This is a genomic window from Sorangium aterium (assembly GCF_028368935.1).
Taxonomy (GTDB): Bacteria; Myxococcota_A; Polyangia; order Polyangiales; family Polyangiaceae; genus Sorangium; species Sorangium atrum.
Genome location: NZ_JAQNDK010000004.1, coordinates 1,798,756 through 1,820,688, shown reverse-complemented (window position 1 = coordinate 1,820,688; position 21,933 = coordinate 1,798,756). Strand labels below are relative to the sequence as shown.

17 protein-coding genes are annotated in these 21,933 nt (G+C 71.1%); 7 read left to right on the top strand and 10 right to left on the bottom strand.

Annotated features, from left to right (window positions below; translation table 11 throughout):
• The 9 genes from POL72_RS38335 to POL72_RS38295 all read right to left on the bottom strand — a co-directional run.
• On the bottom strand, positions 1 to 343 hold a 343-nt coding region (locus POL72_RS38335; protein WP_272101783.1), incomplete at its 3' end, for a hypothetical protein.
• Positions 344 to 403: 60 nt separating this feature from the next.
• Positions 404 to 1,237 carry a class I SAM-dependent methyltransferase gene (locus POL72_RS38330; protein ID WP_272101782.1) on the bottom strand — a complete coding sequence of 278 codons (834 nt, stop codon included), beginning with the start codon at positions 1,235 to 1,237 and terminating at the stop codon, positions 404 to 406.
• A gap of 31 nt (positions 1,238 to 1,268) precedes the next feature.
• On the bottom strand, positions 1,269 to 4,226 hold the full coding sequence (locus POL72_RS38325) for an FAD-dependent oxidoreductase (RefSeq protein WP_272101781.1): 2,958 nt from the start codon (positions 4,224 to 4,226) through the stop codon (positions 1,269 to 1,271).
• 82 nt (positions 4,227 to 4,308) lie between these two features.
• Positions 4,309 to 4,728, bottom strand: a complete 420-nt coding sequence (locus tag POL72_RS38320; RefSeq protein WP_272101780.1) for a sterol-binding-like protein — start codon at positions 4,726 to 4,728, stop codon at positions 4,309 to 4,311.
• Positions 4,729 to 4,735: 7 nt separating this feature from the next.
• Positions 4,736 to 5,806 (bottom strand): hypothetical protein, encoded by a 1,071-nt coding sequence (locus tag POL72_RS38315; protein ID WP_272101779.1) that lies wholly within the window; start codon positions 5,804 to 5,806, stop codon positions 4,736 to 4,738.
• Positions 5,803 to 6,186: a hypothetical protein gene (locus POL72_RS38310; RefSeq protein WP_272101778.1), complete on the bottom strand. Its 384-nt coding sequence runs from the start codon at positions 6,184 to 6,186 to the stop codon at positions 5,803 to 5,805. The genes POL72_RS38315 and POL72_RS38310 overlap by 4 nt, the downstream gene beginning before the upstream one ends.
• Positions 6,170 to 6,682: a hypothetical protein gene (locus tag POL72_RS38305; RefSeq protein WP_272101777.1), complete on the bottom strand. Its 513-nt coding sequence runs from the start codon at positions 6,680 to 6,682 to the stop codon at positions 6,170 to 6,172. Before POL72_RS38305 ends, POL72_RS38310 begins: the two co-directional genes overlap by 17 nt.
• Before the next feature lie 237 nt (positions 6,683 to 6,919).
• Positions 6,920 to 8,092, bottom strand: a complete 1,173-nt coding sequence (locus tag POL72_RS38300; RefSeq protein WP_272101776.1) for a polyprenyl synthetase family protein — start codon at positions 8,090 to 8,092, stop codon at positions 6,920 to 6,922.
• Positions 8,093 to 8,295: 203 nt separating this feature from the next.
• Positions 8,296 to 9,180, bottom strand: coding sequence for a LysR family transcriptional regulator (locus tag POL72_RS38295; protein ID WP_272101775.1), 885 nt, complete (start codon positions 9,178 to 9,180; stop codon positions 8,296 to 8,298).
• 98 nt (positions 9,181 to 9,278) lie between these two features.
• On the opposite strand from POL72_RS38295, the gene POL72_RS38290 reads away from it, so the two are divergent.
• From POL72_RS38290 to POL72_RS38265, 6 genes are all read left to right on the top strand, one after another.
• Entirely contained in the window at positions 9,279 to 11,234 is a 1,956-nt protein-coding gene (locus tag POL72_RS38290; protein ID WP_272101774.1) for a multicopper oxidase family protein, read from the top strand.
• 72 nt (positions 11,235 to 11,306) lie between these two features.
• The gene (locus tag POL72_RS38285; protein WP_272101773.1) at positions 11,307 to 12,050 is read left to right on the top strand and encodes an SDR family oxidoreductase; all 744 of its coding nucleotides are present in this window, start codon (positions 11,307 to 11,309) and stop codon (positions 12,048 to 12,050) included.
• On the top strand, positions 12,005 to 12,340 hold the full coding sequence (locus tag POL72_RS52375) for an SDR family oxidoreductase (protein ID WP_272101772.1): 336 nt from the start codon (positions 12,005 to 12,007) through the stop codon (positions 12,338 to 12,340). Before POL72_RS38285 ends, POL72_RS52375 begins: the two co-directional genes overlap by 46 nt.
• Positions 12,341 to 12,513: 173 nt before the next feature.
• Positions 12,514 to 14,301 carry a thiamine pyrophosphate-requiring protein gene (locus POL72_RS38275; RefSeq protein WP_272101771.1) on the top strand — a complete coding sequence of 596 codons (1,788 nt, stop codon included), beginning with the start codon at positions 12,514 to 12,516 and terminating at the stop codon, positions 14,299 to 14,301.
• A 2-nt stretch (positions 14,302 to 14,303) separates the two neighbouring features.
• Positions 14,304 to 15,410, top strand: a complete 1,107-nt coding sequence (locus POL72_RS38270; RefSeq protein WP_272101808.1) for an enolase C-terminal domain-like protein — start codon at positions 14,304 to 14,306, stop codon at positions 15,408 to 15,410.
• A 9-nt stretch (positions 15,411 to 15,419) separates the two neighbouring features.
• Positions 15,420 to 18,737: an FAD-binding and (Fe-S)-binding domain-containing protein gene (locus tag POL72_RS38265; RefSeq protein ID WP_272101770.1), complete on the top strand. Its 3,318-nt coding sequence runs from the start codon at positions 15,420 to 15,422 to the stop codon at positions 18,735 to 18,737.
• A gap of 88 nt (positions 18,738 to 18,825) precedes the next feature.
• Here the strand turns inward: POL72_RS38265 and POL72_RS38260 are convergent, their stop codons facing one another.
• The gene (locus POL72_RS38260; protein ID WP_272101769.1) at positions 18,826 to 19,392 is read right to left on the bottom strand and encodes a vitamin K epoxide reductase family protein; all 567 of its coding nucleotides are present in this window, start codon (positions 19,390 to 19,392) and stop codon (positions 18,826 to 18,828) included.
• Positions 19,393 to 19,555: 163 nt separating this feature from the next.
• Between POL72_RS38260 and POL72_RS38255 the strand changes: the two genes are divergently transcribed.
• A complete protein-coding gene (locus POL72_RS38255; protein ID WP_272101768.1) occupies positions 19,556 to 21,856 on the top strand; it encodes an amylo-alpha-1,6-glucosidase in 2,301 nt (766 codons plus the stop codon).
• The last annotated feature ends 77 nt before the right edge of the window (positions 21,857 to 21,933 follow it).

Here is a 21,933-nt window from a genome sequence, read left to right as displayed (position 1 = left end):
AATAGGTGAGGATCGGGAACCCGCTCCGCAGGACGGGCTTCAGCGCGTCGCGCCGCTTCTCGAGCGCGTCCTTCTCGGGGCCCGCCGCCGCGTCTTCGAGCTTGTCGAGGATCCCTGCGTATTCTTCGAGGCGCTGATCCACGCTCGCCAGGCGCGCCGTCTGGCACACCAGGTTCGGGGCGACCGCCTCGGCGACCTCCCGCTGGATCAGATCCTCGATGATCTCCCTCACGTCCTCGTAGACCGCGTCGGCGATCTGCGCGCGCGCCGTTCCCGCGAAGCCCGTCACGGCCATCGCAGCGGCCGCGCACGAGATCGCGATCTTCCGGTGGTGTCTTGCCATGGCCCCCACTCCCAACGTCAGCAACCGACGTACCCGCCGGCGCGTCAACCCGTCAGACCGTCAGACCGACGCGATCGTCACCCCGATCCCTGGCAGCGCCTCGACCCAGTATACCGACGAGAACCCCGCCTCCGTGAACAGTCGCTGAAACTCCTCCCCCGTCCGGTGCTGGACGAACCCCGGATCCGCGAGCACCGAGATCGTCCGGGCAAGCTCGATGAACCAGGCGGGCCCGGGATCGGCGATGAATGCCTTCCCGTGCGGCGCCAGGACCGCCCGGAACGCGCGCGCGGCGGCCGCTCCGTCCGGATAATGGTGAAACGACAGGCAGCAGAAGATCGCGTCGAAATAGCCCTCGAACGCGGCCGGAGGCCGCGCCACGTCGGCCTGGAAAAACGCCATGTTCCGACACCCCGCCGCCCGCGCGTTGCGATGGGCCGTCTCCACCATGCCTCGCGAGAGATCGGCGGCGATCACCTCCCCCTCGGGGACCAGCCACGAGAGCTGGATCGCCGCGCTCCCCGGCCCGGCTGACGGATCCAGGATCCGCGCGTTCCGCGCCAGGTGCGGCCGGAGGAGCCCGATCATCTCGGCGACGATCGGATCGGAAAAGGGGCGGACGAGAGCGTCGTAATCCGCCGAGTGCGCATCGAACTCCCGCACACCCTCGTAGTCGTCCGGTTCGGCCGAGAGCAGATCAGGCTCGTCGTGCTGGAGCGTGAGCCGTTGCCCGCCCCCCGTCGGGACGCCGGGCGCCGGCGGCGCGCCGAGCGTCGCGGGCACGTAGAGGCCAAGCTTCTTCCGGTAGATCGCCGGCTGAAACACGACCGCGTTCCACCAATGCAAGGAGAGCGCCAGCTGGTGCATGAGGTAGAGTCGAATCCCGTCGTTCACGGCTGATCTTCCGCGGGTAGCGGCGCGCGGATCATGGGTTCGACCCGCCGCGCGCGGCCTGAGCAGTCTTGTGCGTCTGCCTGTCGATCTCGCGGCAGTACCTGCGCAAAACGTCGAGCATCGCGACCCAACCACCTTCGGGGTAGATGGATCGCAGCATGGTCTCGAACGCCGCCTCGATCGAGTCCTGGGGGGAGGCGCCGCGCGTGTCCGGCGCGGCGCCGGCGATCGTGGCGTTGAGGGTATGGGAGAGGAGCGACGGGATCGTCTCCACACCCCACATGTCCCACGGGTGCGGTAGGCCCAGGTCGAAGTACCGCTCGTCGACCTGCTTGGCCAGCAGGAATTCAGGCATCTCCCAGCGCTCCGGGTTCCAGATCTTGGAGTAGTCGCCGCGTGGAGTCGCCGTGTAGAAGACGCTCGATCGCATATGCCGTGCTTCCTCGATGCGCTTCGCCTCGTCCTCCTCCGCGCGCGCTCGCGCAGCCTCCTGGTGCGGCGGCGACCACCTCCCGGGGGACGTGGCGAGCCAATGATCGAGGATCGCGTTCGCGGCATGCCGGCCGGATTCGTTCGCGGCCTCCATGGTCGTCATGCGGGTGAATGTCTTGAGGTAGACGCCGGCGAAGACGAGTTTGTCCCAGTGAACGAGGTATCCGCCGTGCCTCGCCTGCCACGCGCCATCGAGCCGCCGTTCCTCCGGGTGCTCCGGCGGGAGGTTGAAAGCTGCCGGGCTCGGGTCCCAAGGCTGGGCGCCCGGCCGGTTGTGCCAGTCGCCCTTGATGGGCACGAGGTACGGTGTCCGGTTGCTGACCGGGCGCCCGACGTCGGGCGGCGCCGTCCCGAGTTCGATGTTCCGATCGATGTGGAACCAGGTAGGGTTCGGCGGAAGGCCGACGAACGGGCTCCCGAGGTGCCCGGGCGGAGCGACGAGCCTGATTTCCGTCGTGAGCTGGCGCCAGACCTCGTCGGCGATCTCGTTCGCCGTGCACTCCCACATCGACTTGCCGGCCACCTCGCCGCCATCGGCCTTCGCGCCCCAGTCGCAGAGGTCGACGCTGATGAGCGAGGTGAAGCCGTCGCGCAGCGCAGTCGGCCGCTGGGTCCAGAACTGGACGCTGTTGATCGAGGTCAGCGCCCACGCCGCCTTGTTGAAGAAGACATAGCCGTCGTTGAGCTTGAAATCTTCGTTCTTGAAGAAGAACTGGATGCCGGACATGGTCTGGAATCGATCCCAGAGCTCGAGACCGTACTTGCCTGACGGGCTGCGTGCCTTGCCGGGCCCCTCCGTGGGAGGCTGCGGACGCACCCGCGTCGTGAATCCATCCAAGCCGAGCGGGACGCCGATCCGGCCGCGGCCATCGGGCGCAGCACGGAGATCCCGGGTCACCTCCTCTGCAGTCTTGGGATCCGTCGCGATGACGTAGTAGTCCGAGAGAGCGCGCTGGGGCCCGGGGCCGCGCTCGTCGTCGGCCTCGTTGAGCAGCCGCACATGAGGCACGACTGTCTGCCGCCCGTTCTCCTCCTTCAACTCGACACGGACCAGCGTCCCCTGCACGAACTCGACATCGAGCCGCGTCGTGAGGTAATGTTTCCACGGGTCGAGCCACGCCTCGCTCGTGGGGCCGTTGAGCGTGCCGTCGACCTTCGCGGCCGGTTGCAGCCAGTTCAAGAACAGCTGGACCCAGGTGTTGCCGCACGTCCGCGCGTCCCCCCACACCGCGTCGAACGAAGCGAGCGCCCGCGCCTGTGTCGTGATGTCCCGCGTGAATCGCTCGCTGTACCTGTACCTCAACGTACCATTCGCGGGATTGTACCCCTGGAGGAATTCCCACCAGGAGATCCTCTCCAGCTCCGCTGCCCGTCGCTTCGAGCTGGTGCACATGTACCTGACCGTCCTCAGCATGAACTGCAGGATATCGAGCGGCGTGTAGCCCAGCTCGCGCATCACCGAGAAGCGCTCCTTCAGCTCATAGGCCGACCCCGGGGGTGAGCGCGGCAGGATGAGCGGACTGAGCCCATTCTGGGCGATGCCTTGGTTGGGCGTCGGCATCACGTTGTCGTACACCGTGCGGCCGGTCGCTTGCCCCTCCGCGTCGAGGAACGGAATCCGGCGCATCGAGTCGAACACGTGGTTGTAGTAAGAGGGGAAGAATCGAAAGCCGTGCTCGCCGGGAAGCATGATGCGGCGCACGTCGACCACGGCGATGCGGTTGTGCTCGACGAGCTCGCCGAGGGCAGAGGCCGCGAGCTCTCCCGGACGTGCGGCGCGCAGCTCGACATGGAACTGGCCTCGGTATCCACAGCGAGCGCCCGCCAACACTTCCTCGACGCGCTGCCTGACGACGAGCGCCCGCGCTTCGGCGAGCGCCGTGGCCCCGCGTTTGTCGGCCGGGAGCGCGTCGCCGGCAGCGTTCCCGTGCGACGCCTTGGACCGCTCGGCGTCGACATACCCTGTCACGGTAATCCGGTGGAGCCCCTCGTCGTCCGTGTGCTGGAGGAACCTCTCCAGTTCGGTCTTCAACACCTCGTCCTGACCGGTCATGAGCTCGTCGGTCCCGACCCCGAACTGGACGGCCACCGGGCGCCACGCGCTCGCGTGCACGCGCACGACCTGCTCGTCGTCCGCATCGCCGGGTTCGCTAGCGGCCTCGTGGTGGTTGCGGACCGGATCGAGGCGCGCCTCCGCCGTCCGGAGCTCGCTTGTACACCGGATAGGCTTTGGCCTGCCGGTATCGTCGCGACGCGCCGCCGCATAGTGCGTGCGAGCGACTCCGCCGATGGCCATGCGCAGCTCACCGCGCCTGTCGTAGGCCTCTTCGCGCTCGACGACACGGACCTTGAAACCACGCTCAGCCAGCTCGTGCGCGACGGTGAGGCCGGCGATGCCAGCGCCGTAGACGGTCACGCGCGGACCGGAATGGCCGCCGGCCTCGGCGGCGCCCTCTTGCTCGCTCTCTCGAAGACCGGAATTTGCAACGTTCGTCATGGAAGCCTCGTCGCAGCGGGATCGTCGTGCAAGGTCGCTTGCTCGGGGCCGCGGAGGGCGCCGCCTCGCTCCTCCTGGAGTCTCACACTTCCTCGTCGCCCGCCAGCAGCCCCTGAAACCGCTCTAGGAGCCGCGGGAACGACGGACACCGCACAGCGCCGTGCACGTACATCGATAGACCGGCGAGGACCTCCACCAGGCTGTCGAGCGGCGCCACCGCTTCCACCTCGTCGGCGAGCACCGCGTCCGAGAGCGACCGCCGTGCCTCGAGCACGTCCCGGATCGCTCGCCGGCTCGTCGTGATCGACGCGTCGGCGCCCACGTCGTCCTCCGTGCCCACCCGGCGCACGCGCGCCGCTGCGCTCTCGAAGGCGGCCACGAAGCGCTCGCCGTCCACCTCGATCCGCACCGTCTTCCCGGCGAACCGCGCGCACATCCGCGCGTAGGCCTCTGGCAGCTCCCTCGCCAGCGTCGCGAACGACTCGTCGAGCAGCGCCGCCACGGAGCCCCTAGTCGCGGATGAACTCGAAGACACCGGGGCCCTCCATCTCGACGCGCATGCCGCGGACGCGCCCCTCCACGGTGACCCGCCCGCTCACCTCGTTCAGCGTGACGACCCCTTCCAGATCCTGCTCGCTCGGCATCACCACCTGAGCGACGTCCTCCGACTCGAAGCACACCCGGAGGTCGTCGCCGCCGCCACGCGCGCGCACCTCCATCCGCCGCGGCACGTCGCTCGCCGTGCCGGGCGACAGCATCGCCATGACGCGTGGAATCTTGAGCGGCCTCGTAAGATCGAAGCAGCCGTCGTGGGTCACGCTCATCTCCTCGTCGCGGAAGATCCGGAACGGGTGCGCGCCCCGCCAGAGGAACAGCCCCTGATAGCGCACCACCGAGCGGCCGCGGTCTGCCATCCGCACGTGGACGAGGCTCCACGCGTTGCCCGCGTCCCACGGCAACGCCGAGCCCCACTCCCACGAGAAATCGTCGCCCCAGAGGAAGCGCCCCCAGTTGTGATCGTGGTACGCGGGCGCGGACTCGATGCGCTCGGCGCGGCCGCCGATGGAGAGGGTGCCACGCGCCATGAGGCGGGGCACGAACGCCCACGAGAGGTACCTGTCTCGCGAGAGCGGCTGATTCAACCAGCGCGCGGGAAAGGTCGTCGGCACGAGCTCGAGCTCGGCCGCGATCGGGCGGCCGCGCAGCGCGATCGAGAGCATGTACCGCCCGCCCTCGAAGCCCATCGCGTTCCTGCCGAAGCGCGCGCTCATGCCGCCCGGGATCACCTCGACGTCGGTCTCCTCGAAGCGGTCCATCTCGCCGTCCCATCCGGCGCCGACGCGCGCGAGCACGATGAGCCGCGCGGTCTCGGCGCGCACCGCGTCACGAGCCCAGCGATCGTCGGTGAGGTTGAAGTTCACGAGCAGGTGAGCCGCCTCGGTGTGGACCAGGAAGTGCTGCCACTCCTTGTGATCGGCTCTGCCGGTGAGGCGCGACGGCGAGCGCCGGAAGTAATCGATCCCGGGCAGCGCGGCGGTGATCTCCGGTGACGGCACGGGGAAGGGCGGCGCGGGGATCACCGGAGCAGATCCCGCAGCGTCGCGGCCTGTCCCGCGGGATCCTGCGCTCCCGCGGCGCCCTGCCGCACGGCCGCGGCGTGCGCGGCGTGCAGGGGTTCGAGCTCGGCCATCAGCGCTCGGCGGAGGGAGATCGCGCCGAGCACCAGATAGAGGAGCTGATCGCTGGCTCCGCGGGGATCGCCTGCCGACGTGCCGTGCGGGGCGCCGTCCGGAGGCGGCAGGCGGCGCTTCTCGGGTGCCCCCGCGGACGGCTCCGACATCGCCGGCGCACCGGGGAGGAGCGCGTCGAGCCTGCGGCCCATCGAGATGGCGCCCAGGAGAAGGTGCAGGAGCGCATTGCGGTTCGCGAACTCGTCGCGGACGCTATCGAGCAGGGGCACGGCCGCCCTCCCCCAGCGCGTCCCGCAACGCGTTCAGCAAGCCGTCGAGATCGGCGGATTTCGCGGCGCTGAGCAGTGCCTCCAGGTACGCCGAGGGGACGATGGTCTCTGGATCTTCTTCCAACAGGTTGAGCGACACCGCATCCCACACACGCCGGCCGTGGCGGAGCAGATCCGAGGACGCGAGCGCCGCCGTCCACGCGGCGCCCTCCGGGGTCGCGGCGAACCGCCTCCCCTCGGCGATCAGGGTAGAAAAGGCGGCCTGTGCCGCGACGGGGTGCCGGAACAGGAGGAGCTGCGCCCGGCACAAGACGTCGACGACCTCGCGCTCGCGCGGATCGGCCGTCGCCCCCTCGGGCGGCACGGCCCCGGCGGCACCATCCGGCCCTCGCGCGGAGCTGTGCAAAGCCGGCGCGACCAGGCGCTCGACAAGGAGGTCGTGGATGCGCCGCACCTCTTCGTAGATGAGCGCCTGGACGCGGATCCAGTCGAACATCGAGGGCGAATGCGGCAGTCCTGGCGCAGGTGCGACCCCCCATGGGCTGCCAGCGGGGCCCGGCGGCGACGCACCTGCGTGCTCCGCCGCCGCCGGCTCGCCGCCCGACGGCCCCGGCAGCGGAGCTCCGCGAGGAGCTCCCGCAAACGGCGCTCCCGACAGCGAGCCTCCCAGGAACGGATGCGCCACGCTGGCGCGATAGGCTTCCGCGAACATCCGAAAGATCTCTTCCATCACTCACCTGACGCGTTCGAACACATACGAGACCAGGGCCTCCAGGAGATCGCGGTGCGCAGAGGGCAGCAACCATCCCTTGCAGGCGTCGAGCGCGCGCTGGGCCTCTTCCACCCAGGCGCGCGCCACCGCCCGCGCGTGCTCGATGCTGTCATATCGCGCGATCAGCTCCTGAAGAAAGCGCACCTGCTCGGTGGTCTTCACGGTGTCGCCGCCGCGGTGCGCCTCTTCCACCGCGGCGCACACCTGATCCCGCCCGGCCGTGGTCAGCTCTCCTCGGTCGACCAGCCGCGCGAGCGTCGCATCGATCACCGGAGGCACCGCCGGCTCCCCCTCCGTGCCGCGCGGGCGGGCCAGGGACAGGATCCGCGCCGCCTCGGCGCGCTCCTCCGGCGTCGCATGGCGCATCATGTGAAGCAGCATCAGCGTCCGCTTGCCCTCCCAGAGGTCGCCGCCGATCTCCTTGCCGTACTCGCCCACGTCGCCGGCCAGGTTCAGGACGTCATCCTGGATCTGGAACGCGACGCCGAGCCTGCGCGCGAACTCGGAGAGCCGCTCGGTGCGCACCGGCTCGAGGCGCGCCGTGATCGCCCCGAGCACGACGGGCGTGATGAAGCTGTACCAGCAGGTCTTCTGCTCCACCATGTGGATGTAATCGTCGTCCGAGAGGTCCCACACCTCCCGGCGCACCCAGTCGAGCTCGATGGCCTGCCCCTCCACCGACTCTCGCGTCATCCGCGCCACCGCCTGGAGGACGCGCAGCGAGGGGCCCAGCCCGATGACGCCGATGTTGTCGAGGAGCGGCTGGAGCGAGAGTGCGAGCATGGCGTCGCCCACGTTCACCGCGATCGGTACGCCGTGGGCGCGGTGCAACGTCATGCCGCCGCGGCGCATCAGCGACTCGTCCTCGATGTCGTCGTGGATGAGAAAGGCGTTGTGGTAGAGCTCGAGCACGGCCGCCGAGCGCACGACTGACTCCAGCTTCCCGCCGAGCGCGCGGCACGTCGCGATGCAGAGCGCAGGCCTGAGTCCCTTGGCCTCCCGGAGGGGGTAGTCGAGCATCAGCTGATACAGCGCCGCGCCGGAGCGCTGGTCTGCCGGGATGATGCGCCGGATCTCCGCGGCTGCGAGCGCGCGGCACTCCTCCAGATAGTGAATCAGCTCCGCCGGCGTCATCGCCCGGATGGGTCGAGCACGGCCGCGGCGGCGGCGCGCGCGGGATCGCTGAGGGTCTCGGGATCGGGGGCCGTGTGACGCGCCATCAAGCCAAACGCGGAGTATAGGGCGGGTTACCGTCCGTTCGCAACAGCAGGTGGAGGATGGGGCTGAGAGGACGTGAGCGCAGGGCGCAGCGGCGGCGCGCTCCGATCGGCGCCCCGCTACAGCTTCCCGAGCGACGCGCGCACGTGCCCGATGAACACCTTGATCTTCGGTATCTCCGACAGCGCCCCCGGGACGCTGAGCCGCACGGGCCGCTCCTGCCCCACCACGTCGGGCAGCACGGGCACGAGCACGCCCGGCCCCACGTCGGGGTCGGGCACGAGCGCGTCGGGGACGAGGCCGATGCCCAGGCCGGAGATGCAGCAGTGCCGGATGAAGTGGATGTCCGTCGCGATGAGGGCCGGCTGGACGGTGAAGGGCGCGCCCCGCCATGTCCGCCAGGTGCGCGCGTCCTCGCCCGGGGCCTGCCACGCGAACAGCTCGTGGTGCTTCAGATCGTCGATCGTCCGTGGCGTGCCGCGCTTCTCCAGGTACGCGCGGCTGGCGATGAGCCACTCGCGGACGCGCAGGACGACGTGCGATATCCAGTGTCCGCTCGGCGCGTCCTCGCCGAAGTGGACAGCGATGTCGATGTCCGTGAGCGCCTCCCCCAGCGGATCGTTGCTGAAGCGGCAGTGGACGTGGAGCCTCGGATACGCGCTCCGAACGGCGGCGAAGAGCGGCGTCATCATGTGCGGCGGCAGCCCCACGGGCAGGATGACCCGCAGGGTGCCCGAGGGCGCGTCGCCCACCTCCCGGATCGAGGCGAGGAGCGCGGCGGCCTCCTGCACCATGCCGCGCCCCTTCCGGGCGAGCACCTGCCCGGCCTCGGTCGGCACGACGCCGTTCCGCACGCTCTCGAGCAGGAGGACGCCGGCGCGCGCCTCCAGCGACGCGACCTGACGCCGGAGCGTCGTGCGCGACGAGCCGAGCGCGCGGGCCGCGCCCAGGAAGGAGCCGGCCTCGACCACGGCGAGGAAGGCGCGAAGCTCTTCGAGGTCCATACACCCTGCCACTGTCCGCATTCTAGCCAGGGGTGACCGTCTTCGGCCATCCACATGCGGCGCCGCTCGATAGTGTCGCGGAAGGAGGAGACAAGTCGATGGCACGAGACGATTCGCACACGCTCAGGCGCACAGGCTCGCTCGCGGCGCTAACCCTCTCCCTCGCGGCGCTCGCAGGCTGCGGCGGAGGCGAGGAGACGAGCACGACGAGCACGACGCCGCGGCCGACGTCCACATACGAGGACCCCCCCGAGCTCCAGCCGGGCGCGGATGGAGCGTACGAGCTGCGTTTCGGCCCGAGCGAGGTCGAGATCGACGGGCGCCGGTTCTGTCTCCGCGCGTACAACGGAATGACGAGCGGCCCCACGATCCGCATTCCGAAGGGCGAGGATCGCAAGGTCCACGTGAACCTGCATAACGACTTCACGAAGAGCGACTTCCGCGAGATCGCGAGCATGATGGGCCATGGCAGCAGGTCGTGCCACGACTTCAACCTGACGAACTTGCACGGCCACGGCCTGCACGTGCAGCCCAACTTCGCGACGGACGATCCCGCGGACCCGTGCGAGGGGGACGGCTGCGCGCCCGAAGGGAGGTATTTCGGCGACCACGTGCTGCACGAGGTGGGGCCGGGAGAGAGCGCCCGGTACCGCTGGGACCTGGACGAGGACGGGATCCACCACGAGGGCACGGACTGGTACCACCCTCACATCCACGGCTCCACGGCCATCCAGGTCATGGATGGGGCCGCCGGGGCGCTCCTCATCGAGGGCGCGCTCGACGAGCTGCCCGGCATCGCCAAGGCCAGAGAGCGGGTGATGGTCATGACGCAGGTGCCCATCGATCACGAGAACACGGTGCCCTTGAAGGAGGGAGAGGAGTGCACCGAGGACAACCTGTCGGTGACCGACTTCCTCGCCGTCGAGTCGCTCCGGGCCACGCTGATCAACGGCAAGCTCAGGCCGCGGCTCACGACGCCCCCCGGGCAGGTGGAGCGCTGGCGCATGGTCTACGCGGGCAGCCCGGACGAGATGGGGATGAAGCTCCACGTCGCGAAGGACGATTCGTGCTCCGACTTCGACAAGACGCCCATCGAGACCACGCAGATCGCGCGCGACGGGCTGACGCTCCCGCAGTTCTACAGGAGCGACACGGTGTGGGTCTCTCCCGGGTACCGCGCCGACGTGATGGTGAAGATGCCTGAAGGGAAGCAGACGCTCTGCCTCGTCGGGCGCCGGCCGAACGATCTCCTGGGGAGCGTGATCGCGATCGTCGACGTGGACCCGGGCGCGGGCGAGCCCACCGAGGTGAACCTGCCCGCGGAGGCGGACGTGGCCGCGCTCGCGCCGCCCACCTCGTGGACGGGCACGGTCGACGGCGAGCAGATGGAGGTGAGCTGCGATTCGGTCGAGACCGTGCACCAGAAGGTGGTGCTCCTCGTGCCCACGCCGGGGAGCAAGCCGCCCGATCTCAGCAGCGATGTGGCGCTCATGTCATGTGACCCGGGAGAGCACCCGCACGAGGTCGATCCGGACGCCCCTGTGTGCATCTGCCCGGATCCGAACATCAGCTGCCGCAAGTTCGACGAGCGGCGCGCCCGCGGCTACCGGAGCGATCGCGTCATGACCGCCGGGAGCCCGGAGCGCTGGGAGATCCGCGCGTTCGACGGGCACCCGTTCCATATCCACATCAACCCGTTCCTCGTGTGCCCCAACAAATCGAACAAGGAGCCCAACTTCGCCCACTGGCGGGACACGATGTGGGTCCAGGCCGAGGACGGGCCGCGCGACGTGATCATGAACCCCCGGAGGTTCACGGGACAGTTCGTGCTGCACTGCCACAAGCTGAACCACGAGGACGAAGGGATGATGGAGCTCGTCGAGATCTGCGACCCGGGAGATGAGGAGTGCCTGTGCCAGGGGACGGACGAGAGCGGCGCGTGCATCTCCCAGGCGGGGTGTCAGCCGGACGATCTCGCGTGCCAGTTCGCAAAGACGGCGACGGACGCGTACCCGGCGCCGCCGCCGCCGAACCCGGAGCTCTGCGGGCCGTGAGCTCCCCTCGCGGTCGCTGACTCGCCGGGTGGCATTCACGTTGCCTAACGCCGCGGGCGAGGTGAGAGCACGATGGGAATGGACGGAGGCAGGCGGCCAAAGGTCGTGGTGATCACGGGGGCGTCGGCGGGCGTCGGGCGCGCCACGGTGAGGCGGTTCGCGCGCGAAGGCGCGCGCATCGGCCTCGTCGCGCGCGGGCTCGACGGGCTCGAGGGGGCGCGGCGCGAGGCAGAGGACGCCGGGGCGAGCGCGCTCGTCCTGCCGACCGACGTCGCCGATTTCGCGCAGGTCGAGGCCGCGGCCGCGGCCGTCGAGGAGCGCTTCGGCCCGATCGACGCCTGGATCAACGTCGCGATGACGTCGGTCTTCTCGCCGGTGAAGGAGACGCGACCGGAGGAGTACGAGCGCGTCATGAAGGTCAACTACCTCGGCTATGTGCACGGGACGCTCGCGGCGCTCTCGCGGATGCTCCCCCGCGATCACGGCGCGATCGTCCAGGCGAGCTCCGCGCTCGCTCACCGGAGCATCCCGCTCCAGTCGGCCTACTGCGCGTCCAAGCACGCGATCGTGGGCTTCACCGAGTCGCTGCGCAGCGAGCTGTTCCACGACAGGAGCCGCGTGCGCGTGAGCATGGTGCACCTGCCCGCGATGAACACGCCGCAGTTCCTCTGGTCGAAGTCGCGCCTCCCCTACAAGCCACACCGATCTTCCAGCCCGAGGTGGCCGCCGACGCGCTCTACTGGGCCGCGCACCACGACCGCCGCGACGTCATGGTCGGCCTCCCGACGGTCAAGGCGATCTGGGGAAACCGCGTGATCCCCGGGCTGCTCGATCGATGGCTCGCCCGGGTCGGGTACACGCGGCAGCTGACCGACGAGCCCGCCGATCCCGATCGCCCCGACGACCTGTGGGCGCCCGTGCAGGGCGATTTCGGCGCCCACGGCCCGTTCGACCGGCGCTCGAAGCCCTCGAGCCCGGAGCTCTGGCTCGACCTGCATCGCGGGTCGCTCGGCGCCTTCGCGCTGTGCGCGGCGGCCGTGGTCGGGTTCGGCGCGCGCAGGGCCGCCGCGCGGCGCGCGAGCCCATGGCGGCGCCTCCTCACGTAAGTCCTCACGTAAGCAAAGCGCCGCCCTGCCTGCCCGCGCCCTGCCCGCGCCCGCGCGCATAGCGCACGCTCGCACGCGCAGCCGCGGCACGCAGCGCGCGGCGCGGCGAGGCGGCACGTTTGTCGCACGCCGCGCTGGGTCGAGCTCACGTACGAGCTCGCAGCGAGGGAATCATGGCCCAGACCGTCGGCGAGTTCCTGCTGAGACGCCTCGTCGCGTGGGGCGTCCGGCGCGTCTATGCCTATCCGGGCGACGGCATCAACGGGATCGTCGGGGCGTTCCACCGCGTTCCGGACCTCCGGTTCATCCAGGTGCGGCACGAGGAGATGGCCGCGTTCATGGCGTGCGCCCACGCGAAGTTCGCGGGCGAGGTCGGCGTGTGCCTGGCGACCTCGGGGCCCGGCGCGATCCACCTCCTGAACGGGCTCTACGACGCGAAGCTCGACCATCAGCCGGTCGTGGCCATCGTCGGCCAGCAGGACCGCGCCGCGCTCGGCGGGCACTACCAGCAGGAGGTCGACCTCGTGACGCTCTTCAAGGACGTCGCGCACGAGTACGTGCAGATGGCGTCCTCTCCCGCGCAGATCCGCCACCTCATCGACCGCGCGATGCGCATCGCCAGGGCGGAGCGCACCGTCACGTGCGTCATCGTCCCGAAGGACGTCCAGGAGCTCGACGCCGTCGAGCAGCCTCCGCACGCGCACGGGACCGTGCACTCCGGCATCGGCTACGCCTCGCCGCGCGTCGTGCCGAAGGAGGAGGACCTGCGGCGCGCGGCCGACGTGCTCAACGCCGGCAAGCGGGTCGCGATGCTGATCGGCCAGGGCGCGCTCGGGGCCGCGCCGGAGGTCACGCGCGCCGCCGAGATCCTCGGGTGCGGCGTCGCGAAGGCGCTGCTCGGCAAGGCGGCGCTCCCCGACGACCTGCCCTGGGTCACCGGCGCGATCGGCCTGCTCGGCACCAAGCCGAGCTGGGAGATGATGGCCAACTGCGACACGCTCTTCATGGTCGGCTCGAACTTCCCCTACCCGGAGTTCCTGCCGGAGGAGGGGAAGGCGCGCGGCGTCCAGATCGACATCGACGGCCGGATGCTCGGCCTGCGCTATCCGATGGAGGTCAACCTGATCGGCGACTGCGCCGAGACGCTGCGGGCGCTCATCCCCTACCTCAAGCTCAAGACCGACCGCTCGTGGCGGCGCAAGCTCGAGGAGAGCGTCGCCGACTGGTGGAAGGTGCTCGAGGCGCGGGCGATGAACGACGCCAATCCGCTGAACCCGCAGCGCGTCTACTGGGAGCTGTCGCCGCGGCTGCCCGACGGCTGCATCCTGACCGCCGACTCCGGCTCCTCGGCGAACTGGTACGCCCGCGACATCAAGGTCCGGGCGGGGATGATGGCCTCGCTCTCGGGCACGCTGGCGACGATGGGACCCGCGATGCCGTACGCGGTCGCGGCGAAGTTCGCGTTCCCCGACCGCCCGGTCGTCGCGATGGTCGGCGACGGCGCGATGCAGATGAACGGCATCAACACGCTCATCACCGTCGCGAAGTACTGGCGCGAGTGGAAGGACCCGCGCCTCGTCGTGCTGGTGCTCAACAACCGCGACCTGAACCAGGTCACCTGGGAGCTGCGCGCCATGAGCGGCGACCCCAAGCTGGAGGCGTCCCAGACGCTGCCGGACTTCCCGTACGCGGCCTACGCCGAGGCGCTCGGGCTCCGCGGCGTGCGGATCGACCGCCCGGACCAGGTCGCGCGCACCTGGGACGAGGCCTTCCGGGTCGACCGGCCGGTGGTCGTGGAGGCGATCACCGACCCGGAGGTCCCGCCGCTGCCGCCGCACATCACCCTGAAGCAGGCCGCGATGCTCACGTCGGCGCTGCTCCGGGGCGACCCGGGCGGGCGCGGGATCGTCCGCCAGGCGTACCGCGACATGATCGAGAGCTGGATCCCGCACCGGGGTTGACGATGGCCGACGAGGAGCAGCGCGCGTCGGTGCCGATCGAGCGGATCGAGGTGGCCGCGTACACCGTCCCGACCGACCGCCCGGAGTCGGACGGCACGCTCGCGTGGCGCGAGACGACGCTGGTCGTCGTGCACGCGTCGGCCGGGGGCGAGCGAGGGCTCGGGTACACGTACGCCGACGTCGCGACGGCGCGGCTCGTGGCCGACCGGCTGGCCGGGGTCGTGCGCGGGCGCGACGCGATGGCCGTCCCCGGCGCGTGGGCCGCGATGGTGAGCAGCGTCCGCAACCTCGGCCGGCCGGGGATCGCGCAGATGGCGATCGCCGCCGTCGACGCGGCGCTGTGGGACCTGAAGGCCCGCCTGCTCGCGCTCCCGCTCGCGACGCTGCTCGGCATGGCGCGCGACCGCGCGCCCATCTACGGCAGCGGCGGGTTCACCTCGTACACCGAGGCCGAGCTCGCGGAGCAGCTCGGCGGCTGGGTCTCCGCGGGGATCCCGCGCGTGAAGATGAAGGTGGGGCGCGATCCCGACGCGGATCTCGCGCGCGTTCGCGCGGCGCGCCGCGCCATCGGCCAGGACGCCGCGCTGTTCGTCGACGCCAACGGCGCCTACTCCCGCAAGCAGGCGCTCGCCTTCGCCGAGCGGTTCGCCGGCGAGGGCGTGCGCTGGTTCGAGGAGCCCGTGACCTCGGACGATCTCGATGGGCTGCGGCTCCTCCGCGGCCGGGCGCCCGCCGGCATGGACATCGCGGCGGGCGAGTACGGCTACGACCTCGTCTATTTCCGCCGCATGCTGGACGCCGGCGCCGTCGACGTCCTGCAGGCGGACGCGAGCCGCTGCGGGATCACCGGCTTCCTCGCCGCCGCGGCGCTGTGCGAGGCGCGATCGCTCGACCTGTCGTGCCACTGCGCCCCCTCGCTGCACCTGCACCCCGCGTGCGCGGTGCAGCGGCTCGCGCACATCGAGTTCTTTCACGATCACGTCCGCATCGAGCGGATGCTCTTCGAGGGCGCGGCGGCGCCCGCGGGCGGCGCGCTCGCCCCGGACCTCGCTCGCTCCGGCATGGGGATCTCGCTCCGGCGCGCCGACGCCGAGCGCTTCGCGGTGTGAGGAGAGATCATGCAGCACGTCGAACAGCAGCAGGAGCAGGAGCGAGAGAAGGCGCCCGCGGAGGGCAGGCCGGCCGAGGCCGTCCAGCGCGAGATCGATCGCGGCGTGATCCGCTTCCCCGGCGAGCGGCGCGTGCGGCTCGCGCCCGCGGCCGGCCCCGAGGTGGAGGCGCTCGCGGACGAGCTCGCGCGCACGGTCGAGGGGGAGGTGCGCTTCACCGCGGGCGACCGCGCGCTCTACGCGACCGACGGGTCGAACTACCGGCAGCTGCCCATCGGCGTCGTCGTGCCGCGCCACAAGGACGACGTGATCGCCGCCGTCGCCGCGTGCCGCCGGCACGGCGCGCCCATCCTCGCGCGCGGGGGCGGCACGAGCCTCGCCGGGCAGACGTGCAACGTCGCGGTCGTGCTCGACTTCTCGAAGTACATGCGCGGCGTCCTCGAGCTCGACCCCATGCACGAGCGCGCCAGGGTGCTGCCGGGCACGGTGCTCGACACCCTCCGCAACGCCGCGAACGAGTTCGATCTCACGTTCGCGCCGGATCCCTCGACCCACGAGTACTGCACGCTCGGCGGGATGATCGGCAACAACTCCTGCGGCACGCACTCGGTCCTCGGCGGGCGCACGGCCGACAACGTGCACGAGCTCGAGGTGCTGACCTACGATGGCCTGCGGCTGCGCGTGGGGCCGACGAGCGAGGAGGAGCTCGACGCCATCATCCGCGCAGGCGGGCGGCGCGGGGGCATCTACGCCGAGCTGCGCGCCATCCGCGACAGGTACGCCGATCTCATCCGCGCCCGCTACCCGCGGATCCCGCGCCGCGTGTCGGGTTACAACCTCGACGAGCTCTTGCCGGAGAACGGCTTCCACGTGGCGCGCGCCCTGGTCGGCACCGAGGGCACGTGCGTCACCGTGCTCGAGGCCACCCTGCGCCTCGTCGGCTGGCCCAGGTTCCGGTCGCTCCTCGTGCTCGGCTACCCGGACGTGTTCTCCGCGGGCGATCACGTCCCCGAGATCATGCGCTTCCAGCCGATCGCCCTCGAGGGGATTGACGACCGCCTCATCGAGGACATGCACAAGAAGGGGCTGCACGAGCGCTACCTGCGCTACCTCCCGGAGGGCCGCGGCTTCCTGCTGGCCGAGTTCGGGGGTGACACCCGGGAGGAGGCCGACGCGCGGGCGCTCGACGCCGTGCGCGCGCTCGAGCGCGGGCCGAACCCGCCGTCGATGAAGCTCTACGACGACCCCGACCAGGAGAACGCGCTCTGGGAGGTGCGCAAATCCGGCCTCGGCGCGACGGCGCGCGTCCCGGGCGAGCCCGACACGTGGCCCGGCTGGGAGGACTCGGCCGTGCACCCGGACAACCTGGGCGGGTACCTCCGCGACCTGCGCGCGCTGTTCGATCGCCACGGCTACCAGCCCGCGCTCTACGGCCACTTCGGGCAGGCCTGCGTGCACTGCCGCGTCGACTTCGACGTGACGACGCCCGAGGGCATCCGCAACTGGACCCGCTTCCTCGACGAGGCGACCGATCTCGTGGTCCGCTACGGCGGCTCGTTCTCCGGGGAGCACGGCGACGGCCAGGCGCGCGCGCAGTTCCTGCCGAAGATGTACGGCGAGGAGCTCATCGAGGCGTTCCGCCGCTTCAAGGCGGCGTGGGATCCTTCATTCCGCATGAACCCGGGCAAGGTCGTCGACCCCTACCGCGTCGACGAGAACCTCCGCCTCGGCGCCGACTTCCGCCCCGCCGCCGTGGAGACGCACTTCCGTTTCCCGGACGACGACGGCGACTTCACGCGCGCGACCCTGCGCTGCGTGGGCGTGGGCAAGTGCCGGCGCCACGACGGCGGCACGATGTGCCCGAGCTACATGGTGACGCACGAGGAGGAGCACACGACGCGCGGGCGGGCGCGCCTGCTCTTCGAGATGCTGGAGGGGAGCGAGCTCCAGGGCTTCCGCGATCACGAGGTGCGCGAGTCGCTCGACCTGTGCCTCGCCTGCAAGGGGTGCAAGGGCGAGTGCCCGGTCCACGTCGACATGGCCACCTACAAGGCGGAGTTCCTGTCCCATTACTACGCGCGGCGGCTGCGGCCGCGCGCCGCCTACACGATGGGGCTCATCCACTGGTGGGCCCGCCTCGGGCAGCTCGTGCCGGGGCTCGCGAACCTCGTGACGCAGACGCCCGCGCTCGCGGCGGTGGCGAAGAAGATCGCGGGCATCGCGCCCGAGCGGAGCATCCCGCCGTTCGCGCGGACGTCGTTCCGGCAGTGGTTCCAGGGGCGGCCGCGGCGCAACGCCGGCGGACCGCAGGTCGTGCTCTGGCCGGACACGTTCAACGACCACTTCTTCCCGGAGACGGCGATCGCCGCGACCGAGGTGCTCGAGTGGGCGGGCTACGAGGTGATCGTCCCGGAGCAGAAGCTCTGCTGCGGCCGGCCCCTCTACGACTTCGGCTTCCTGAAGACGGCCAAGCGCCTGCTGCGGGACGTGATGAGCGCGCTGCGCGACCCGATCGAGCGGGGCGTGCCGGTGGTCGGCCTCGAGCCGAGCTGCGTCTCGGTCTTCCGCGACGAGCTCCACGGGCTCTTCCCCGACGACCCGCTGGCGACGAAGCTCCGGCAGCAGACGCACATGTTCGGCGACTTCCTGAAGGGGGCGGCGGGGGGCGATCCAGCCCGTCCGTCGCCCGGCGGGCGCGGGCTGCCGCGCCTCGATCGGCGCGCGGTGGTGCACGGCCACTGCCATCACAAGGCGATCCTCGAGATGGACGCCGAGCGCGACGTGCTCCACGGCATGGGCCTCGACGTCGAGCTCCTGGACTCGGGCTGCTGCGGCATGGCAGGCGCGTTCGGCTTCGAGGAGGGCGCCAAGTACGACGTCTCGATCCGGTGCGGCGAGCGCGTGCTCCTGCCCGCGGTCCGGTCGGCGCCGACGGACGCGCTGATCGTGGCCGACGGCTTCAGCTGCCGCGAGCAGATCAAGCAGACGACCGACAGGCAGGCGCTGCACGTCGCCCAGGTCGTGCGCATGGCGGCGCTGCACGGCCCCGAGGGGCCGGCGGGCGACTACCCCGAGCGCGCCTACCTGCCCGGGTCCGCGGACGTCTACGTGGCGCCGCGGACGACGGTGGCGGCGCTCGCCGCGGCGCCGGCGGGCGCGGCGCTCCTCTGGGCGGGCGGCCGCCGGCTCGCGGCCGAGCGGCGACGGGCGCGGCGGCGCGAGCGGTGGCTCCCGGCGGCGGGCGTCGCGGCCGCGGCGCTCGCGGCGGTGGGGCTGCTCGGGCGGCTCGCGCGGCGCCGCGGGGCGCGATCGCCGGCGCCGCGATGAGGGCGGGGCCTCGGGCGCGCGCGGGTGCGCGGGTGGAAGAGCGCCTGCGCGCCCGGCTCCGGCGGCCGGGCCGGCCTGCGCTGCCCTGTCACGACCGCGCTCGGGCGTTCCTCAGCGCCCTCCACCCCTCCGGGAGCGAGAGCGCGAAGACGACCATGTTGGCCGTCAGGGCGACGAGGCAGTACGCGCACCAGGCCCTCTCCCGTCTCCGCATCTGGACGAAGAGCCACCCGGACACGGCCGCTTCGACGGCCGCCTTGGCCGCCACGGCGACGGGGATCCCGGGCGTGTCCCTGGCGCGCTCTGCGCCTCCCCAGCCGGCCAGCGCCAGGTTGGAGGCGAAGCTGGTGAGCGAGATCGGCGCGTCCGGCAGCGTGAGCCCGAACGCGATATCGGAGCTCGTCACCTTGTCCGAGTCGAACCCTGGGAGCGGAGGATCGGGCAAGTGCTCGATGATCCCGAGCTGATACAGCGAGACGACCGCCATGCTGGCGCCGCCCGCGAGGGACGCGACGGCGATGAGACGGCGCCGGGCGAGATCGCTCGATCGGCCGCGCCGGAGCGCGGCGCGAAGCGCGCCGGCGCCAGGCAGGCGCGACGCCCGCCGCCGCCTCGCCCGCCGATCACCGCCCGATGCGCCCTGGTCTTTCCTCATGATGTCACCCCCTCTCGAGCGCGCGCCTGCATGCGCCCGGCCCCGAGCGCCTGCGCCGAAGGGCCGCACCACACGCCCAGCGCCAAGACGACTCGATTCGACGACTTACGACAATCGCAAGCAATTGCAACAAAATTGCAAGCCATCGCAAAAGGGGGCTGGGATGGGAGCTCATGAGTCGACTCGCCGTGCTGAACCGGGGAGCGAGCGCCGGCCGCGGTCGGACGCCGGGACGGGCGAGCGTTCGCCGAGCGAACGGCAGGAGCGCAAGAAGAAGGTGCTCACCCAGGGCACCTCCTCGATGGCGCAGAGCATCGCGGATGCGATCGTCCTGAAGCAGGGCGGCGTCTTCCTGGTCACCGAGCAGGGCGGCTCGATCCCCCTGCAGGGCGAGCACGGCTTTGGCCTCTACTACCACGATTGCCGGTTCCTGAACGGCTATACCGTCGAGCTCGACGACGCCCGGCCGGAGGTGCTCGCCTCGACCGCGGAGGCAGACCACGCAGGCGTCTTCCGGCTCGCGAACCCCCGGATCCTGATGCGCGAAGGGCACATCATGTCCGAGCACGACGTCGGCCTCCGGTGGGAGCGGGTCATCGACGGCGATGCGACCGCGGTCTACGAGAACATCACGGTTCACAACTATGCTCGCTCGGCGGTCGACCTCGAGGTGAAGCTGACCTTCCGCGCCGAGTTCGAGGACGTTTACGCGGTCCGCGGCCTCATGCCCGAGGCGCTGGGGAAGGTCTGCGCCCCCACGGCGAACGACGAGGCACTGCGCTTCTCGTACGATGGCGCCGACGGCCTCCAGCGCGCCGTGACCATCCGCTGGGGCTGCCGGCCGGACGCGATCGACGGCACCTCCGCGCTCTTCCGCGTCCGGCTGCCGCCCGGGCACAGCCAGGCGGTCTCCCTCGTGATCTCGCTCTCGGAGTCCTCCGGCGCGGCGCCCGCCCATCGGCACGCGCCCGCGCCCTCGTGCTCGGGGGCGGACGTCGCGGCGGCGAAGCGGCGGGGAGAGGAGCACCTCGCCGCGCAGGCGCAGGAGAGGGCCCACGTCGAGACCGACAGCCTGCTCGTCAATCGCGTCCTCGCGCGATCGTTCACCGACCTGCTCCTCCTGCGGACCCCGCTCGATCACGACACGTTCTTCGCCGCCGGCGTGCCGTGGTACACGGCCCTCTTCGGCCGCGACAGCCTGATCACGGCGCTCGAGGTGCTGCCCTACCAGCGGACCGTCGCCGTCGATACGCTGCGGCTGCTCGCGCGATTCCAGGCGCGCGAGCGCGATCCGTGGCGCGACGAGCAGCCGGGCAAGATCCTGCACGAGCTCCGGGTCGGCGAGCTCGCGCGGGTCGGCGAGATCCCCCAGACACCGTATTACGGGAGCGTCGACACGACCGCTCTGTTCCTGATCCTCATCTCACGGCACGCGGCGTGGACAGGTCGACTCGACGTCTTCCACGAGCTCAGGGAGAACGTCGACGCGGCGCTCGGGTGGCTGTCGAGCCCCGAGGCTCACCCGGAGATCAACGGCTACCTGGCTTATGACTCGACCTCGAAATCGGGCCTCGTCAACCAGGGATGGAAGGACTCCGGCGACGCGATCGTCAACGAAGAGGGGCAGATCGCGGAGCCGCCGATCGCGCTCGTCGAGGTGCAGGCGTATGTGTACCTCGCCAAGTCGGGGCTTGCCGATCTGTTCGAGCGCGCGGGCGAGGCGGAGACGGCCGCGCGGCTCCGGCGCGAGGCCGCGGACCTGAAGGAGCGCTTCGAGCGGGATTTCTGGCTCCCGGAGCGAGGGGTGTACGCGCTGGCGCTCGTGGACGGCGGCCGCCGCGCCGCTGTGTGCTCGTCCAACGCCGGACACGCGCTGTGGGCGGGCATCGCCGACCCGTCCAGGGCGCGGACATGCGCGGAGCGCCTGCTGTCGGAGAGCATGTATTCGGGCTGGGGCATCCGCACGCTCGCGGCGGACGAGAAGGCCTACAATCCGATGTCGTATCACCGCGGGACCGTGTGGCCCCACGACAACGCGCTGATCGTCGCCGGGCTGCGCCGCTACGGCCTCGACAACGAGGCGCGCACCGTGTTCGGCGGCATCGTGAGGGCCGCCATGAATTATCGAATGTACCGACTGCCAGAGCTCTTCTGCGGCTTCCCGCGCGGCGAGCACGGCGCTCCGGTCCGCTACCCCGTCGCGTGTCACCCGCAGGCGTGGGCCGCCGGGGCCGTCCCGTACATGCTCGCCTCGCTCCTCGGGCTCGAGCCCGAGGGCTTCGAGCGGCGCCTGCGCGTCGTTCGTCCGGTCCTACCCCGGCTCGTTCGCCGCGCCACGCTGCGCGGGCTGGCCGTGGCGGACGGCCGCGTCGATCTGGAGTTCCGGAGAAAGCGGGGCGACGCGGTCGAGGTCGACGTGCTGCGGGTCGAGGGCGACGTCGACGTCGTGGTCGAGGAGCGCTGAGCAGGAGCTCATCGGCACCCGCCGGCTGAACTGAAGCTCTCCCCGGCGCCCGCCGCGCCCAGCGGAGCGTCGCCCCG

What these genes read in the sequence shown, in the direction of transcription:
- POL72_RS38325 (WP_272101781.1), bottom strand. Translation starts at nt 4,226, where the DNA reads ATGACGAACGTTGCAAATTCCGGTCTTCGAGAGAGCGAGCAAGAGGGC.
- POL72_RS38305 (WP_272101777.1), bottom strand. Translation starts at nt 6,682, where the DNA reads ATGTTCGACTGGATCCGCGTCCAGGCGCTCATCTACGAAGAGGTGCGG.
- POL72_RS38300 (WP_272101776.1), bottom strand. Translation starts at nt 8,092, where the DNA reads ATGACGCCGGCGGAGCTGATTCACTATCTGGAGGAGTGCCGCGCGCTC.
- POL72_RS38295 (WP_272101775.1), bottom strand. Translation starts at nt 9,180, where the DNA reads ATGGACCTCGAAGAGCTTCGCGCCTTCCTCGCCGTGGTCGAGGCCGGC.
- POL72_RS38290 (WP_272101774.1), top strand. Translation starts at nt 9,279, where the DNA reads ATGGCACGAGACGATTCGCACACGCTCAGGCGCACAGGCTCGCTCGCG.
- POL72_RS38285 (WP_272101773.1), top strand. Translation starts at nt 11,307, where the DNA reads ATGGGAATGGACGGAGGCAGGCGGCCAAAGGTCGTGGTGATCACGGGG.
- POL72_RS52375 (WP_272101772.1), top strand. Translation starts at nt 12,005, where the DNA reads ATGGTCGGCCTCCCGACGGTCAAGGCGATCTGGGGAAACCGCGTGATC.
- POL72_RS38275 (WP_272101771.1), top strand. Translation starts at nt 12,514, where the DNA reads ATGGCCCAGACCGTCGGCGAGTTCCTGCTGAGACGCCTCGTCGCGTGG.
- POL72_RS38270 (WP_272101808.1), top strand. Translation starts at nt 14,304, where the DNA reads ATGGCCGACGAGGAGCAGCGCGCGTCGGTGCCGATCGAGCGGATCGAG.
- POL72_RS38265 (WP_272101770.1), top strand. Translation starts at nt 15,420, where the DNA reads ATGCAGCACGTCGAACAGCAGCAGGAGCAGGAGCGAGAGAAGGCGCCC.
- POL72_RS38260 (WP_272101769.1), bottom strand. Translation starts at nt 19,392, where the DNA reads ATGAGGAAAGACCAGGGCGCATCGGGCGGTGATCGGCGGGCGAGGCGG.
- POL72_RS38255 (WP_272101768.1), top strand. Translation starts at nt 19,556, where the DNA reads ATGGGAGCTCATGAGTCGACTCGCCGTGCTGAACCGGGGAGCGAGCGC.